The sequence below is a fragment of the Paenibacillus dakarensis genome (assembly GCF_001373415.1).
Classification (GTDB): Bacteria; Bacillota; Bacilli; order Paenibacillales; family Paenibacillaceae; genus Paenibacillus_AQ; species Paenibacillus_AQ dakarensis.
On record NZ_CDSE01000089.1, the window covers coordinates 1 to 17,404 of the forward strand.

Annotated in this window: 17 protein-coding genes; 3 read left to right on the forward strand and 14 right to left on the reverse strand. The window is 44.6% G+C overall.

Annotation, left to right across the window (positions count from 1 at the left end; genetic code table 11):
- Positions 1-192: 192 nt before the first annotated feature.
- The 5 genes from pulA to BN1234_RS19245 all read right to left on the reverse strand — a co-directional run bounded on the left by pulA (position 193) and on the right by BN1234_RS19245 (position 6,140).
- Entirely contained in the window at positions 193-2,151 is a 1,959-nt protein-coding gene (gene pulA / locus BN1234_RS19225; protein ID WP_054958253.1) for a type I pullulanase, read from the reverse strand.
- A 14-nt stretch (positions 2,152-2,165) separates the two neighbouring features.
- The gene (locus BN1234_RS19230; RefSeq protein ID WP_054958254.1) at positions 2,166-3,473 is read right to left on the reverse strand and encodes a DUF4129 domain-containing protein; all 1,308 of its coding nucleotides are present in this window, start codon (positions 3,471-3,473) and stop codon (positions 2,166-2,168) included.
- Positions 3,470-4,576, reverse strand: coding sequence for a DUF58 domain-containing protein (locus tag BN1234_RS19235; protein WP_054958255.1), 1,107 nt, complete (start codon positions 4,574-4,576; stop codon positions 3,470-3,472). Before BN1234_RS19235 ends, BN1234_RS19230 begins: the two co-directional genes overlap by 4 nt.
- 11 nt (positions 4,577-4,587) lie before the next feature.
- The gene (locus BN1234_RS19240; RefSeq protein WP_054958256.1) at positions 4,588-5,565 is read right to left on the reverse strand and encodes an AAA family ATPase; all 978 of its coding nucleotides are present in this window, start codon (positions 5,563-5,565) and stop codon (positions 4,588-4,590) included.
- Positions 5,566-5,747: 182 nt separating this feature from the next.
- Positions 5,748-6,140, reverse strand: coding sequence for an antibiotic biosynthesis monooxygenase family protein (locus BN1234_RS19245; RefSeq protein WP_245640224.1), 393 nt, complete (start codon positions 6,138-6,140; stop codon positions 5,748-5,750).
- 54 nt (positions 6,141-6,194) lie between these two features.
- Between BN1234_RS19245 and BN1234_RS19250 the strand changes: the two genes are divergently transcribed.
- Entirely contained in the window at positions 6,195-6,494 is a 300-nt protein-coding gene (locus tag BN1234_RS19250) for a hypothetical protein (RefSeq protein WP_054958258.1), read from the forward strand.
- Positions 6,495-6,595: 101 nt separating this feature from the next.
- On the opposite strand, the gene BN1234_RS19255 is transcribed toward BN1234_RS19250, so the two are convergent.
- The 5 genes from BN1234_RS19255 to BN1234_RS19275 form a co-directional block, all read right to left on the reverse strand.
- Positions 6,596-7,507 (reverse strand): NAD(P)/FAD-dependent oxidoreductase, encoded by a 912-nt coding sequence (locus BN1234_RS19255; RefSeq protein WP_054958259.1) that lies wholly within the window; start codon positions 7,505-7,507, stop codon positions 6,596-6,598.
- Between the two features lie 204 nt (positions 7,508-7,711).
- Positions 7,712-8,959, reverse strand: a complete 1,248-nt coding sequence (locus BN1234_RS19260) for a CynX/NimT family MFS transporter (protein WP_306455099.1) — start codon at positions 8,957-8,959, stop codon at positions 7,712-7,714.
- Positions 8,960-9,138: 179 nt separating this feature from the next.
- The gene (locus BN1234_RS19265; RefSeq protein WP_054958261.1) at positions 9,139-9,933 is read right to left on the reverse strand and encodes an ABC transporter ATP-binding protein; all 795 of its coding nucleotides are present in this window, start codon (positions 9,931-9,933) and stop codon (positions 9,139-9,141) included.
- Complete coding sequence (locus BN1234_RS19270; RefSeq protein ID WP_245640225.1) at positions 9,933-10,862, reverse strand: ABC transporter permease; 930 nt, start codon at positions 10,860-10,862, stop codon at positions 9,933-9,935. The genes BN1234_RS19265 and BN1234_RS19270 overlap by 1 nt, the downstream gene beginning before the upstream one ends.
- A gap of 61 nt (positions 10,863-10,923) precedes the next feature.
- Complete coding sequence (locus BN1234_RS19275) at positions 10,924-11,958, reverse strand: ABC transporter substrate-binding protein (protein ID WP_054958262.1); 1,035 nt, start codon at positions 11,956-11,958, stop codon at positions 10,924-10,926.
- Positions 11,959-12,359: 401 nt separating this feature from the next.
- Here BN1234_RS19275 and trhO point away from each other — a divergent pair, with 401 nt between their 5' ends.
- Positions 12,360-13,256, forward strand: a complete 897-nt coding sequence (gene trhO, locus BN1234_RS19280) for an oxygen-dependent tRNA uridine(34) hydroxylase TrhO (protein ID WP_054958263.1) — start codon at positions 12,360-12,362, stop codon at positions 13,254-13,256.
- Positions 13,257-13,328: 72 nt separating this feature from the next.
- Here trhO and BN1234_RS19285 read toward each other — a convergent pair whose 3' ends face one another.
- From BN1234_RS19285 to BN1234_RS19295, 3 genes are all read right to left on the reverse strand, one after another.
- Positions 13,329-13,577 carry a YuzB family protein gene (locus BN1234_RS19285; protein ID WP_054958264.1) on the reverse strand — a complete coding sequence of 83 codons (249 nt, stop codon included), beginning with the start codon at positions 13,575-13,577 and terminating at the stop codon, positions 13,329-13,331.
- A 77-nt stretch (positions 13,578-13,654) separates the two neighbouring features.
- Positions 13,655-14,446 (reverse strand): SDR family oxidoreductase, encoded by a 792-nt coding sequence (locus tag BN1234_RS19290; RefSeq protein ID WP_054958265.1) that lies wholly within the window; start codon positions 14,444-14,446, stop codon positions 13,655-13,657.
- Positions 14,447-14,608: 162 nt separating this feature from the next.
- Positions 14,609-15,682, reverse strand: a complete 1,074-nt coding sequence (locus BN1234_RS19295) for a lactonase family protein (RefSeq protein WP_054958266.1) — start codon at positions 15,680-15,682, stop codon at positions 14,609-14,611.
- A 176-nt stretch (positions 15,683-15,858) separates the two neighbouring features.
- Between BN1234_RS19295 and BN1234_RS22555 the strand changes: the two genes are divergently transcribed.
- Complete coding sequence (locus BN1234_RS22555; RefSeq protein WP_170308086.1) at positions 15,859-16,017, forward strand: hypothetical protein; 159 nt, start codon at positions 15,859-15,861, stop codon at positions 16,015-16,017.
- 124 nt (positions 16,018-16,141) lie between these two features.
- Here BN1234_RS22555 and odhB read toward each other — a convergent pair whose 3' ends face one another.
- The gene (odhB, locus tag BN1234_RS19300; RefSeq protein WP_054958267.1) at positions 16,142-17,401 is read right to left on the reverse strand and encodes a 2-oxoglutarate dehydrogenase complex dihydrolipoyllysine-residue succinyltransferase; all 1,260 of its coding nucleotides are present in this window, start codon (positions 17,399-17,401) and stop codon (positions 16,142-16,144) included.
- Positions 17,402-17,404 lie beyond the last annotated feature (3 nt).

The window sequence follows — 17,404 nt, forward strand, 5'->3', positions numbered from 1 at the left end:
CCCCTTCGCCACGACCGCCATATCGATCAGCGATTAATAATGTATCACATATTCCAGGAAATTAGCAAGTTGTAACTTTTTCCACCTTCCAAATTTCATTTAAGGTTCTTAAACTTAATCATAAGAAAAAAGTGTGCACTTCAATTTCATCCGTGCACACTTGTTATATCTATAAATATGGTGACCAAAGCACTAGTCTCTGCAACCCAGAACCACGGTTCCAATTCCGTTAACTCTGATGATTGAATCGTTATACTGTTCAACAAATTCCTTGCCGAATAAGATCTCCCATGATCCAAGATTAGGTAGGTTTACTTGCGCGGCAGATCTTCCGGCATAGTGCAGTACATATAAATGCTTCTCCGGGTCTCCGTTTGCATGGTTCCGGATCGAATAAGCAACAGCATGCTGCGGAGCTTCCTCAAATACCAGATGAGTGCGTATAGATGCTGCATCTTTCATTCTAAAAGCCGGATGCTCATGGCGAAGCTTGATTAGCTGTTTCATAAACTGGATCGCATCACGATGTTCTGCAGCTCGTTTCCAGTCAAGCTGATTCACTTCATCACTTAAGTTATAACTGTTCTCCTCCCCGCCCTTAGAGCGATAGAATTCCTGGCCAGCGTGAATGAATGGTATCCCCTGACTGGTTAGAAGGATAGACGAGGCTAAACGGTGCATAGCCTGGCGAACTTCATTATTCTCTCCCATTGTACTCAGTTCAATTTTATCCCACAGGGTGTGATTGTCATGGCATTCAACGTAATTAACGGTCTGGTCTGGTTCTATAGCGAATGAGGTGATCTCACTGTTGTATTGAATACCTGCTGCTATCGCTTTTTTCATCTCTGTTTCTAGAGAAGTACCGCCGCTGATAAACCCTTTCTTATCGGCGACAAAAACATCCCCTTTAACCGTATTGCGGAATCCGTCATTAAAGTGAGCTATTCTTGGCATTTCCTTTGCCTGAAGCTGATTGGCACGCAGGTCTTTAGCTAGCTCCGTCTCCATAATCCAGCCTTCCCCCAGCATAATAATCGAAGGGTCAACCTCATCAAGCCGATGCCGTATTTCATTCATAGTTTCTTTATCCAGAAGCCCCATAAGGTCGAAGCGGAAACCATCGATGTTATACTCCCCAGCCCAGTACAGTATGGACTCAACGATAAATTTACGCATCATCTTCCTTTCACTTGCTGTATCATTCCCGCAGCCTGACCCGTTGGAGAGCTGGCGGTCGGCTGTATACCGCAAATAATAACCGGGAACCAGCTTCGTGAAGTTTATGAGATATCCGTCAAATACATGATTATATACCACATCCATTATTACTCTTAGACCCTCATCGTGCATAGCCTGAATCATCTGCTTCAATTCACGAATTCGGGTTTCAGGCCGATAAGGGTCTGTTGAATATGAACCCTCCGGTACGTTATAATTCTTCGGATCATACCCCCAATTGTACTGGGGCTCATCTAGCCGGGTCTCATCAATGCTTTCTGTAGCAAAATCATAAAACGGCATCACCTGAACATGGGTTACACCGAGATCCTTAATGTGATCAAGTCCGGTATTAATTCCTTCTGGTCCCCGGGTACCTGTTTCAGCAAGACCTAAATACTTACCCTTATTCTTCACACCGCTTTCAGCATGAATGGTATAATCCCGGATATGAAGCTCATAAATAATAGCATCCATTGCATTTATAAATTCCGGTTGGTCAGCAGTCCAACGTTCAGGATTCGTTTCGCTCATATCTATAATCGCACCACGGTCCCCATTCACGCCTACAGCCTTAGCATAGGGATCAACAGCCTCATTCCATTGCTTACCGATTCGAACCAAATAGGTATAGTAACGACCTGACAGATCGCCCTCTATCGAGCTGACCCACGTCCCCTTTACATCCCGCTTCATTGGAATTTTGTGAGCAAATGAACTGTCCCAAGCTTCATAAAGCATGACAAAAGCTTCACTGGCTGTCGGCGCCCACACCCGGAAACTCGATTTCTCTTTTGTATAAGTAAGCCCCAAATCTGTTCCTTCATAATAAAAGGTGCTGTCAAACTCCTCCGAGAATACAGAAACCCCTCCTGTGACGGAAAGATCCCCGTAATCAATAACTGCGTTACTATCTTTTTGTACAGACACGAAATATTCACTCCTTATTTATGTCGTAACTCCTTCAGCTTGTTATTCAGTTCGCCATCCCGAATCGGAATCCGGCCGTATCTGGCCTGTTCATACAGTCTAATGAACTCATCTGACAAGGGCTCATTCGTTTCATTCCACTCCGTAATATCCGCTTTCGTTTCCCTTGGTGTCTGTGAAGACTTCCATTTGTATCCTTCCCGTATATTACGGATTAGTATTCTTCTATAAACACGTCTTATTTGTGCAGCATTGTCACTGGATTCAGCGTCACCGATAAATCCCTGTTTACGCCGTCCTTTGAACCGGAGCCGCTTTAACCGCCCAACCGCTTTCTCATGCTCAATTTCTATTTCCTCGTCCTCATAACCGAGATTTGCCTCATCCAGTGCTTGGCGTGACATCAGGCGGTTCATCCATTTTGATATGTTATGAATGACCTTGTGAAGTATTTTTATAAACGAATAGAGAAGATAGACGACCAACGCTGCAATAACAATAAATACAACGTAGGAAACCAGTTTCTCAAGAAATACAGCCAACGCTGAAGACTCTGCTTGCTCTAACGGGAATGGCAGCTCTGGCGGCGTTGCCGGCGCTTGTTCCATAAGCCGTGTGGGCTCTTCAGAGGGTGTGCCGAAAAGTCCCATAATCCAGGACAGCGCACTCTTACCAAAACCAACAATCCACTGCTTCAGCATTGGAAGAAGAGCTAGGACCGTTATAAGCAGAAGCAGCACTGTGATCATCCCAATGTTTTGTCTTCGAACCCGCTGATCAACAAGCGGTTTCTCTGCACCTGAAAGTGTTTGTTCTTCCACATATATTCGATTTACGACGAATACTGTCGTGATTACTGCTATGGCTCCCGCTATCGTAAGCACCTGATTGTATGGCTTAAAAGAGTCAATGAAGCTTAAAACAAAGCTGCTGACCCCATAGATACCCAGTGCAGTGACGAAGTATTGTAAGGAATATGTAAAAGATAGACCCATTTGCTCGAGACGGGCTCCCCGGTAGCAGGTTATAAACAAACTTGGAACTGCAATGAGAAGCGCAAGCGATGCACCAAATAAAAAATAGGATATGCTTACTGTCAATAAAATTACCCAAAGATATACTTTCAAAAACGTATCTAATCGAAACAACCGGCTTCCGGCGAAACCAAGTACATATCCAAGAACAGTAATGCAAGTCCAAACCATAATTAATGAATGCGGGACCAGGTAGATCATCGGGATAAAGAGCACCGGAAAAAATAACAGACATTCCATTAATCCGGCTCCAAGGACACGGGGAATCTCCTTTTTCATGGAAATCATGCTGATGCCTCCTTCTGATGTTCAAACGTTTCTTCAAGAAGCGCAATCTGCACACGATGTCCCTGTTCTTTAAATCGGTTCAGCACGGAGTCCAATCGTTCACTCATATATGTGCTCAATATTAAAATGTCCTGCCTGTCTTCTAATTCCTCAAGCTCCTGAATCAAATAATCATGAAAAGAAGCAATCCGGTTCAGCTCCAATCTTGCCAGAGCTTCAAGGATATGCTGGGTTTGTTCTCTACCGCCCGAAACGGGAATGCTTATTCGTTCATTCGGTTCATCTGCCAGCCTGCCGTTAGAACCAAATCCAATCTCCATGCCTAGAGACAGCAAGTGTGATGCAATGCCCGCGGCCAAACGAATTCCGTGTTCCACCCGATCTGGATTAGTAGCCGTGTTCCACATCTGTTCATGATCTTCAATATTTAATAATATTTTTATTCGGCTATCTGCCGTAGTCTCACGTCTTCTCACCTGTAATAATCCGCTTCGGGCACTTGCCTTCCAATGAATATCTTTTAAGGGGTCCCCTTCACGGTACTCTCGTACTCCTGATATAAGAAAAGGGTCTTCCACAATCCATCTGCGGACGCTTAGATCTCCCATCCAGGTCTGAACAGGCAAACTCATATCTTCAATTTCCATTGGTTCAGGATAGACAGTGACTTTGCCGCTCAGGGGAATACTGAGCACAGAAGAGTTAATGCCGAGGAGGTCCCCGGAAGTAATAGACACCGTACCAAGATGGTACACTCCCCGCTTAGCTGCGGTCACATGATGCCTTCTTACAATTTTGGTCCAAGGCATTAGGCTGAAGAAGCTTTTATGATTCTGGTTAAACTGACCTTCACTTATATCCAGATTATGTTGTCCTCTAAAGATAATACCCGCCCTGAATTGTGATTCTACACGGAGCCAGGGCACAGGCAGCATCTTTCGATTCTCGATGACTTCCACCAGCTCCAGGTTCTCTCCTTCAAAACAAGATGCAGCTTTGAAAGATCGGCTGTACGTTATTCGTTTCATTCCCAGAAGATTGAAAAAGCTCGATTGAAGAATGACCACAACAACTGTTATCAGCAGGATCCAATATGCTCCCATATGTACTCCTCCTATGGTGAGACGACTTCTTCTGTCGGAACGGATGTCTCCTGCAAAATACGATCAATAACTGCCTCGGAAGCCCCTGCTCCGCCTCGAATACGCGTTGTTCCCTTAAGGAGAATACGGTGTGCCCAAGTATAAGGAGCTAAATATTTTATATCATCCGGCGTCACAAAATTCCTTCCTTCTAAGACTGCCTGTACCTGCACCGCTTTAAGCAGTGCTTGGCAACCCCTTGGGCTTACTCCCATAGCTATGGAATCATCTTTTCGTGTACGCTCCGCAAGATCAACAATGTATTTAAGCACATCATCACTTATGTATACCTTTGCAGCTATCTCTCTTGCATCTAACAGCTCTGGAATCGTTGCTGCGGCTTTCAGCTGCTCTAACGGCGTTTCCTCTTTAAATCGTTTAAGAATTTGTACACTTTCATCCGCACTCGGATAACCCATGCTCAGCTTGAATAAGAAACGATCTAATTGTGCTTCCGGAAGCGGGAAAGTTCCTTGCTGTTCCAGTGGATTTTGAGTTGCTATCACCAAAAAAGGATTTTCCAGAGGATGAGTCACGCCGTCGATGCTGATCTGGCGCTCCTCCATGCATTCAAGTAAGCTGGACTGTGTGCGAGGCGTAGCCCGGTTAATTTCATCCGCAAGCAGGATATGCGTAAACAGAGGTCCCGGACGAAACTCAAAATCCGATACCTTCTGATTGAAATAGTAAATACCGCTTAGATCAGAAGGCAGAAGATCCGGAGTGAACTGAACTCTTTTAAACGAACAATCGACGGATTTGGCCAGCGACTTTGCAAGCAGTGTCTTGCCTGTTCCAGGAACATCATCCAAAAGCACATGACCTGCCGTTACCAATGCAATAAACAATTTATCAATGAGCTCATCTTTACCCACAATAACCTTACCGACATTACTTCTTACCCGGTCAGCTAACTCGCGAACTGTATTATAACTAGAAATGGGAATCACTCCTTCAGCATATCTATTTAATAAACATAATAAGTTCGACAGATTGCTTGAAGACACCTGTTAATCTGACTTTTTTGTGTATATTAAATATCAGGGCTCCCATTCCACGAGGTGGAACCGGAGCCCTGTTTATACGCTATGCACCTCAAAGACATATACCATACCGTCGCTCCATGCCGCTATCATTCGACCTCTCCAGCCGCTTGAATATTAAAGCGTTCCCTCTCATACTCCCTACCCTCAATACGGATGTCGATATAATGCAAAACCCCAGGTTCAGAAGCATAATAAGGCTGCAGCAATTCATTCCATCTCGTATATTCAGATGATTGACGTAATCCGATGGAATGGTCCCTAATGGCACTCCACCGGATAAGTAAAATATATTGATCTTTTTGCTCTACACACTTAAATAGTTCGTGTCCAAGATAACCTCTCATCTTCGAAATAATGCCGTAAGCTGACCGGAATGCACTTTCAAACTCGTTAACTGCTTCTGATTTGATATATAATGTTGATGCCTCCAAAATCATGGATGTCACCCGCTTCCATTCGGTTATAGGTTTATACTTCACTATATATATGCTGCTATAATAGGAAAGAATACTGAAACGGAGATGAAACGAAACATGGCTTTTGGCATCACAAAGCAAGAATTAAGAGAATGGAAGGCTGCGGTCGCTCAGGGCGAAATCGCATTTCTGACACATTACTGGTATGATTCCCGATTTCCTCAGTATAAGACTGTAACGAAGGTAGGGTGCAGTGACTTGGACCGTCTTGAACAATGGTGCCTGGAACACGGACTTGACCCTAAGTATATACATCATCGAAAGCCTTATCCTCATTTTGATCTTATCGGTCCGAGACAAGCTGAAATACTTCTTCATGCTTCACAAGATAACCATGTGAGACGCTTCCATCTATAAAGAGCTAACAAGCAATAAGGACAGCAAAGACCCACCGCCAAACATCGGTAAGAAGTTGATTGATCGGTGGGTATTGTCGTTTAACGAATTTATAGGGCATATTATTTATTTTCATTCATGGACTTCAACGCTTTATGAATCCAGACCGCCGCAGTCACGCCATCTCCCATGGCAACAGTTGTGAGTTCAGAGTGTACACCGAGATCTCCGGCAACCCATACATTTGGAACATTCGTCATCTTGGATCTCGGATCCGCCTTTACATGATGATTATGCTCAAGCTCGGCCCCGAGCTGTACAGCTAACTCAGAATGTACCTTGTTCCCGCCAAAAGCAATAAATCCACGCTCAGCTTCGATTTTTTCCCCATCCTCCAACAATACACCCTGAATGATTCCGTCCTGCTTGCATAACACCTCTTTTACTGCCTTCTCCGCATATACAATACCTTTTTCCTTTAATTGACTCCGAAGGCTCTCATCTACCTGAGATTTCTCATGATTGATATATGTGATATCTTCCGTTCGCTCTGATAACAGTATGGCCATGTTCGCGCCGGCATTACCCGCTCCTAACACGACCGTTTGCCGGTTTTGCACTTCATATCCATCACAATCAGGACATACATAGACGCTTCGCCCTAACGTTGGAACAAGCCCTGGTATATCAGGATAGCGATCAGTCAATCCGGTGGCAAGCAGAATCGTCCTGCCCTGATACTCCCTGCCGCTTTTACCTGTCAGCACGAACGAATCTTCCTGATGCTGTGCCTGTTCGATGGTATCCTCTACAAAATGAACACCTACGGCTTCAGCTTGTTTTCTGCCCCTTGAGCGAAGTTCAGGTCCCGATATTCCTTCCGGAAAGCCCAATATATTTGGGTAATTCCGGCACAAAGTTGACCTTCCCTCTCCCTTATCAATCACTAGAATATCATAGGCACTATAGCGACCCAATTGAATAGCTGCCTGCAAACCGGCAATGCCACCACCGACAATGATGCAATCGTTCATTATTCCACTTCCTCTTCATGAATCAATTTTGCTTGTATAGTCTCTATATCACATTCTTCTATTCATTAAACAAGTCCTTAGTGCTTTACCCTGACTATTCTTCCCCAACCTTCAAATGATCATAATAAAGAGCTTTTTCATTGATCAATAAAAAAAGAACAGCCGCCAGTATGCGACTGCTCTCACATGATTCAAACTCTTAAACTATGAAATGGGTCCAACTGGCTTTGCAGCCCCCGATGTATATCCAGGCTTTGCCGCACCAAGTCCAAATATTAGCATCAATACGACTACACCAGACAGAATCATCAGCGGCACGCTCCAGCTATGCGTATAATCATGCATATAACCGATCAGCATAGGACCTATTGCTGCAAGCAGATAACCGAAAGACTGCGCCATACCGGATAATGCTGCTGCTTCATGAACCGAAGTCGTTCGAAGTGTGAAGAACATCAGCGATAAGCTGAAATTCGCACCGCCTGATATACCGATCAACATCACCCACACTATATTTAGCGATTGAACACCAGATAACAATCCAATATATCCAGTGAACATACACGCTGCCGAAATCAACACGAGCAGAACTTGATTCGGTCTTCGCCCTGCAAGCACAGGAATAATAAATGAGAACGGTAAGCTTACAAACTGAAGAATGGACAGCATCCAGCCTGCCGAAGAATAGTCCATACCCTGACTGTGCAGAATTTCCGGCAGCCAGGATATATTCACGTAAAAGGTAAACGACTGAAGGCCCATAAATAATGTAATCTGCCATGCAAGCTTCGATTTCATTATGCTGCCCCCTTTAGCAGCGACAGTCACAATCTTGTTAGAGCCGCTTACGGATGCACGTCTACGCACCTGAAAGATCCATACCATGGAGGCAAGCACTGACAAGGCCGACCACACGATAAGTGACCCTTGCCAACCAAGGCTTGGTATGGATGCGAGCGGAATGCTAACACCAGAAGCCACGGCTGCGAGCATGTTCATTGTCATGGAATATGTACCCGTCATTAAGCCGATGCTTCGCGGAAAATCCCGCTTTACAAGACTCGGAAGCAGCACATTGCCAATCGCTATCGCCATACCCAGCAGAGCTGTTCCAAGCATCAATGTCCATGGTGAGGATATGGAACGAACCCATATTCCTATTGTCAGGACGATCATACTGGAGAGCAGCACCGTTTCAATTCCGAATCTTCTCGAAAGCACCGGAGCTGCGGGTGACAAAAGCGCAAATGCGAGCAGGGGAACCGTTGTGAGCATTCCGATAATGGTGTTCGAGATGCCTGTATCATCACGAATCATTCCAATCAGCGGTCCAATGGAGGTGATTCCCGCCCGTAGGTTAACCGCAATTAATATAATTCCAACAAAAAGAAGCCACTTGCGTGCCCCCGATGGTTGGTTCTCGTCTAAGGCTGTATAACCCGATGTCATCATCCAAACCCCTCACTAAGAATACAATCATATACTCTTTATATTTTAAGAATTAAACTTATCATAATGATGAACCATACAGCAAATGCATTTACAAGGCAAAAAACCGCATCATTTCGATGCGGTTCTCTTACTGAAACAGGTAATCCTTGGTTTATCTTAGGCTTGCGAAATGTATCCGTTTATCCCAGCATAAGACGGTCATCCGACAGCTTATGCCCGCTAATCTGTTCAAATTCACCCAGCAACTGCTCAACAGTCAGGTGCTGTTTGCGTTCTTCGTTCACATCAAGAATAATTCGGCCTTTATCCATCATAATAAGACGATTTCCAAGACGTATCGCCTGCTCCATATTGTGTGTCACCATCAAAGTGGTCAATTGAAGCTCCCGGACAATCTCTTGGGTTAACCGGGTAATGAGTTCTGCACGAGCCGGATCAAGCGCAGCCGTATGTTCATCCAGCAGCAAAATCTGAGGCTGAGTAAAGGTGGCCATTAACAGGCTGAGAGCTTGACGTTCACCGCCAGACAGCATACCCACCTTCGCCCGCAACCGGTTCTCAAGCCCAATGCCAAGACGTCCGAGCTGTTCTCTGAACATTTTCCGTTTGAGCGCTGTTACGCCAATTTTTAAACCTCTGGATTTTCCTCTGCGATAAGCCATCGCAAGATTCTCTTCAATGGTCATATGTGGTGCTGTACCAGCCATGGGATCCTGAAATACGCGCCCAATCCAGCGGCTTCGCCGGAATTCGGGGAGATTGCCGATGGAATTGCCTTCAATGCTCACCTCACCAGCATCCGGTTTCATTACACCGGAAATAATATTCATAAGCGTAGATTTGCCCGCTCCGTTACTTCCAATGACGGTTACAAAATCTCCGGGATTCAAATGCAGGTTGATGTTCATTAAAGCAACCTTCTCATCCACAGTACCTGGATTAAACAACTTCGATACCTGGTTCATTTGCAGCATCAGAACACACCTCCCTCAGTATTCCCTTGATCCAGTAACTGAGCGGAACGTTTCCGGGCCTGGGCACGCTGCTTCATGCTTCTATTAATGGTCGGAACGACCAAAGATATGATAACAATAATTGCTGTAATCAGCTTCAAATCTGAAACTTTAAGCCAATCAATCTCATAAGCTAATGCTACAACAATACGATAAATGATTGATCCCAGAACCACTGCAGCAGTTGTCCGGAATACAGAGCCTGTCCCCAGAATCGCCTCACCGATAATGACTGACGCCAGACCAATGACAATCATTCCGATCCCTGCCCCAATATCAGCAAAACTGGACTGCTGTGCTATAACCGCTCCAGAGAGTGCTACGAGACCGTTCGAGATACTTAAACCGAGAATCGTTGTATTATCTGTATTGACACCAAAACTGCGGATCATGCGCTTGTTATCACCGGTAGCTCGCAGGGATAAGCCTAAATCCGTACGGAAGAATACGTCCAAAAGGAGCTTCCCCACGATAACGATAACAAGCATAACGTAAATCGGATCCAGACTTGAGAAGATCGTATTCTCACCGCTTAGTGATACATTGGGCTTCCCCAGTATTCTCAGGTTGATTGAATAAAGAGCGATCATCATAATAATTCCGGATAATAACCCGTTGATTTTACCTTTGGTATGCAAAAGGCCTGTACAAATGCCTGCCAGCATCCCGCCTGCCAGAGCACCTAAAGTAGCCAGCCAAGGACTTACACCGTTGGTAATGAGGATAGCAGCAATAGCCCCTCCTGTTGTGAAGCTTCCATCCACGGTTAAATCAGGAAAATCGAGTATTCTAAACGTAATATAGACACCAAGCGCCATAAGGGCATATAGCAGTCCCAGCTCAATCGGACCATCTATATCGCTTACGAAATCAATCAGGAATTCAATCATGCGAATACCCTCCTATAGGATTAAGCAAAGGCGCGGGCAGTGTTGTCCGCGCCTTTCACTTTTACTGAATGATGTTGTTATCCGGGTCTTTGACTTCCTGCTTCATCGCATCCGTTACTTCAATACCATAATCGGCTGCTGCCTTCGCATTCAGGATTAAATCCAATTTATCCGGGATCGTAATCTTCATATCAGCTGGCTTCTTGCCGTTCTTGAGAATATCCACTGCCATTTGACCTACTTGGTATCCATGGTCGTAATATTTAAACCCAACGGTAGCAAGAGCACCCTTCTCAACTGAATCACGGTCGCTTGAGAAGAACGGAATTTTGTTCGCTTGAGCCGTGCTTATAATTGTGTCCACGCCGCTTACTACGTTGTTGTCCAGCGTAATATAGAACGCATCCACCTTGCCTACGAGTGATTCAGCAGCTTGCTTAACTTCGGAAGTATTGGTTACCGCCGCTTTTACAAGCTCAATACCGTGTTCTTTCAGGGCTGCTTCCGCTGTCTTAGACATAATTACTGCGTTAGGCTCCCCTTCATTAATAATAAGCCCAACCTTCTTCACATTCGGAAAATGGGTGCTGACAAAGTTCATCAGCTGTGTCGTCGCTTCCGGGTTCGTATCTGATGCGCCTGTTACATTTCCACCCGGCTTCTCCAAATCACTCACCAATTTTGCATCGAGCGGATCTGTAACAGCTGCGAACAATAAAGGAGTCTCCTTCACTTTCTCTGCAACAACCTGAGCTGATGGAGTTGCGATTGCGATTATGAGATCATTATCATCCTTCTCCAATTTTTGTGCGATGGTATTGTTATTGGATGAGTCATTCTGGGCATTGTTATAATCCAGTTTCATATTGTCGCCTTCCACAATTCCGCCGTCTTTAAGCGCTGCCAAAATTCCTTCGCGGGTAGCATCAAGCGACGGATGTTCTACATATTGCGAAATTGCAATTTTAAACGTCTTCTGATCACTTTTCCCATCAGCTCCTGCCTTTGGCGTATCAGCACCTTCCTTATTCCCACAGCCAACAGCGGTCAGCAGCATTGCTGCCAATGTCAAAGATAACCACATTTTCTTCTTCACGAAACAAACCCCTCTCTTTAACACAACAATTAGTGATCGACAAAAAGCGACAACGCTTAAACGCTTCGATCCGGTAAAGTCTTTTGGTAAAAAAATATAAGTGGACAATTGTATATTATGAATATTTTATATGCAGGTTGAAGTTACGTCAATGTGATTTTTTGAATTTCCAGTTTCTGATTAAAACCGTTCAACCATCTAAAATATAGGAAGCGATATTACCATAATAACATCCGCCTGCTAACTTTCTATACATTTAAGTTGACTATGTTGCAGGAATTTACTACACTTTGGTAAGTGCGTATTTTGCAAATACAAGTTGCTTTTATCAAACCTCATTTCGCTAGGTACCAAATGATACATTTAAGCAGCTATCTCACAAGAAAAACAGGTGATTATTCATGGCTGAAGAACAACAGTCCTATCAAATTTTGTTATATTATAAATTCGTACCTATTGCTGATCCTGAAGCATTCAAGGATGAGCATTTGCAATATTGCAAGGACCTGGGACTTAAAGGGCGCATTCTGGTAGCGTCTGAAGGAATCAATGGAACCGTTTCGGGTACGGTTGAACAGACAGAACAGTATATGAGGGATATGAAGTCCAACCCTCTGTTCGCAGATATGGTATTTAAGATCGACCCGTCCGATGGTCATTCATTCCGCAAAATGTTCGTCCGGCACCGCAAGGAGCTCGTAACCTTCCGTGTAGAAGACGAGCTTGATCCGAATACAATCAGCGGGAAGCGACTTTCCCCGGAGCAATTCTATGAACAGCTTCAGCAAGAAGATGTTATAGTACTGGACGGCCGTACAGACTACGAATATGACATCGGCCATTTTAGAAATGCAATCCGTCCCGAGGTAGGATCATTCCGTGAATTCCCTGAATGGATCCGTGAAAATATGAGCCAGTTTAAGGATAAAACCATCCTTACGTACTGTACTGGCGGCATACGCTGCGAGAAGCTTACCGGCTTCATGCTAAAAGAGGGATTCCAGGACGTAGCTCAATTGGATGGCGGTATTGTCACTTACGGCAAGGATCCGGAAGTACAAGGACGTCTCTTCGACGGGAAATGTTATGTATTCGATGAGCGTATATCCGTACCAATTAATCACACGGATGAAGATATTATTGTAGGCAAATGTCATCACTGTGGTGAGCCGGCTGACCGTTACATTAATTGTGCGAACGACGCCTGCCATCTGCAGCATATTTGCTGTGAACGATGTGAAGAGCTTCATCATGGGTTCTGCTCTGACACTTGTGAAGAAGCCGTAGTTGCTGGTTAAGCTCTAAATATAATAAACGGCATGCTCGCTGTATAAGCGAAGCATGCCGTTTTTTTATATTTCCTGTGACCGTTAACCCTCATGAAAGATAGCGAGTTCTTCTTCGATCGCAGCCTTAATGTGTTCAACACATTCCTCAGTCGTTTTGCCAAATACCCGTTTATTATTGACCAAGGCATATGGACGAAGCTTGCACAGACCGCATAGATTCATGCAGTCAGCACGAAGCACTGCAATTTCAGGGTACAGCTCTTCCAAATCTTCGAGCTCCAAGGCACTCAACACATTATTATCACAGACCTCGACTACAACGATCCCCATCATCTATAATCACCTGAATTCTATTGTTCGAATCCGTTTATTATGAGGAATACCGCTGTTTTTGTCAAATAAAACAACTAGTGAAGCAGTGACTCGGCCCCATCGATATATACCTCTGTTCCCGTAATATGAGACGAATCCTCCGAAGCAAGAAACAGTACCAGCTGGGCTACTTGGGAAGGTTGCCCAGGGCCTTTTGCTAATGGTTGATCCCCTTGTGGATATTCAATAGGAATGGTCACTTCTTTGAGATCAGGTGTCTCCTTCGTGGATTCATCGATATTGGTAGAAATGGCGCCCGGGCAAATTGCATTTACACGAATGTTAAATTGAGCAAGTTCAAGCGCAGCCATCTTCATAAAAGCTACTTGGCCTGCTTTTGTTGTGGCGTATGCAGAGAAGCCAAAGTTTGTATATACCCGGTTCCCGTTAATGGAGCTTGTAATAATGATGCTGCCGCCTTTTTCTTTCAGATAAGGAATAGCATATTTAAGCGTCGCAAATGTACCTCGCAAATTTGTTTGAATTGTTCGATCCCAATCCTCGAGCTCCATCGTTTCTATCGGAGCCTTCGCACCGTTAATTCCAGCGTTAGCAAAAACGATATCGATTTTACCCCACTTTTCGGCAGCCTCTCTATAACAGTCCTTTAATGTTTCCGGCTTGGAAATATCACAATTACTTGTCATCGCTTCGCCGCCAGCCTGGGTAATCTCTTCTTTTACTTTTTCCACTCGTTCACTGTCGATATCTATAAGAAGGACTTTCGCTCCTTGTTCAGCCATAAGAAGAGCTGAAGCTCGACCAATTCCCGAACCTGCACCCGTAACAATTGCAATTTTGCCTTCCAAACGCTTCCCTGATGACATGGATACACACCCTCCTATTTAAGTTAGCAATATGTAAATACATATACCCTCATTGTTTGGGTGGTGAATCCTTATGAGCATACGAAAAAACCGCTCTTTTCGTAAATGGACCTCCATACGATAAAGAACGGCTGGATTATATCAATTTAATTCTTTGATGGCTTATACGGTAAAGACAGCCGGTTTGACACAGACAGGCTTGGATTGTTCTACCGTTTTACCTGTAAAATGAAGCAGCCCATTCTCCGGGTTTACTGTGAACAACACCAGATTGTTGCCGTCACGGTTCGCTGCCATCATAAATTGGCCACCCGGCATGAATGAAAAATGACGAGGATGTCCCCCCTCAGTTGAAATGAACTGAATTGCACTGAGCTCACCCGAATTTTCTTCAACTGCAAATACTACAATACTGTCATGCCCACGGTTAGATCCATAAACATGCTGACCATCTTCTGAAACCGCAATCTCCGCACAATAGCTCTCTCCAGCAAAATCATCAGGAAGCGTGGATAACGTCTGGATTGTCTCCAAACTGCCCTCCTTGTTGTAACGGAATACGGTTACGGTTGAGTTCAATTCATTAATCACATAGGCATATTTACCACTTGGATGAAAAGCCAAATGACGAGGACCTGAACCCGATTCCAGCATAGTTTCCCCGTGGAACTCAAGAGCGTTATCCGCTTTGTTGATTTGATAAGCTAAAATTTTGTCCAGACCTAAATCCTGAACGAATACATATTTGCCGTCAGGACTGAAGAAAGCCGAGTGTGCTCTAGGCTGCTGGTCAGCATTTGAACGATATCTGTCATGAAACTGTTCGTCCAGCAGCTTCGACGCCACACCGTTATCATCAAGTGATATCAATCCCACACACCCTCCATGATAGCTGGAGACGATCAGGTATTGATCCTCAGGATCACGCTGTATATGACATGTGGAGCTGCTGCTTCCTTGGATTCGGCTTAATTCATGCAGGCTTCCTGTTGAAGGATCAATCTCAAAGGTAATGACCTCACCTCTCTTTTGCCCGTTCTCCGAAACCTCACCAATAGCATATAGACGATTTGTTTTTGCATTTACATTAAGGAAAGTAGGATTCTTAATTCCAGAAACTTGATCCAATCGTGTTAAATCACCCGTATCTGGTAGAAATGAATATACACAAATACCATTTTCATGGGACTCAGCATATGAACCTGTAAAAACTAGCGTTTTTGTTGCAGTTTCCATGTTATGTACCTCTCCTTTTAACTGCCATCATCTGATGGAATAAATTTAGGTCTCTATCATGTTACACTTCCTGAATCAGAGAAATCAATCCCGCCTCGAGAATTCCTTTCATGTTTGCCGCAAGTACAAAGCGGGTATTAAGTTCATGTCAGACATTAAAAAAAGGAGGAATTCACATGACACAACCATCCGGAGATGAAGTAAGAAACCATCAGAGTACGGAAACAGACTCCAAGGAACAACGGGATAAGGTGAAGAAAGATCAAGATGTTGAACCTCAGGCCGAAGAATGGAATCCTCGCCCCGCTTCCGAAGTAGAGAACAAGGATAAGTAAATGACAAATATATATTAAATAAGAAGCGCTCTCTATTCTAAGGAGCGCTTCTTTTAATGGTACATAAAAAGCTGCCCGCACAGAGTGTTCTCTGACGGGCAGCTTTATCTATACTAAACAGCTATTAACCTTCCAGAAGAAGAGACTCTGGATCTTCCAGTAATTCCTTCACCGTTACAAGGAAGCGGACAGCTTCCGCACCATCTACAATACGATGATCGTAAGACAGGGCAATGTACATCATTGGACGATTCTCTGAACGCTCCGCATCAATCGCGACTGGACGAAGCTGGATCTTATGCATACCCAGAATACCAACCTGAGGCGTGTTCAAAATTGGAGTTGAGAGAAGTGAACCAAAGACGCCGCCGTTAGTAATAGTAAAAGTGCCACCCTGTAATTCAGACAATGAGAGGGTATTACTGCGGGCTTTACCGGCAAGATCAACGATTTCCTTCTCGATCTCTGCAAAGCTCAAACGATCTGCATCACGTACTACCGGTACAACTAATCCTTCTTCTGCAGCAACGGCAATACCGATATCATAGTATTTCTTAAGAATAACATCAGCACCATCAATTTCAGCATTCAGTAAAGGATACCGTTTCAATGCACCCACCACTGCTTTGGTGAAGAATGACATAAATCCAAGTCCTACATCATGCTTTTCCTTAAATGCTTCCTTACGGCGTTTGCGGACATCCAGGATAGCCGTCATATCTACTTCATTAAAAGTAGTAAGCATTGCCGCTGTATGTTGAGCTTCCACCAGTCGGTTTGCTATCGTCTGACGGCGACGAGACATACGCTTGCGTTCTGTCGGTTTCCCAGTATTTTCTACCACCGGAGCAGATCCAGTAGTGGAAGGAGCAGCAGCCTGAGATGCTGGTTTGCTTGCTCCATTTCCGTGGTTCTTCACATCTTCATGGTAGATACGTCCGATTGGGTCACGGCCCTGTACCTGGTCCAGATCAATCCCGCGTTCACGAGCAAGTTTACGTGCGGCAGGTGAAGCTTGAGGTATGGAACCATCTCCACTCTCAGCCGCAGGTGCTGGCGCTTTAGGCTGCGGAGCTGCTGTATTAGATTCTGGTTGTTCATTTGCCGGAGCTTCAGCTTCTGGAGTCTTTGGCTCGTTACCTACTCCTTCTTCCGGGGAAATTTGACCGATTACCTCTCCGATCGTTACATTGTCCCCTTCTTGGCGAAGGATCTTTTGAATAACACCACTTGCCTCCGCGCTAATTTCAAGATTGACCTTATCCGTTTCTAACTCGAGCAAAACATCACCAATGTTTACGCTATCCCCTTCTTTAACATGCCATTTGAATATCGTTCCTTCGGTGATGGATTCGCCCATAGCTGGTACAGTTATTTCGTTCACAGC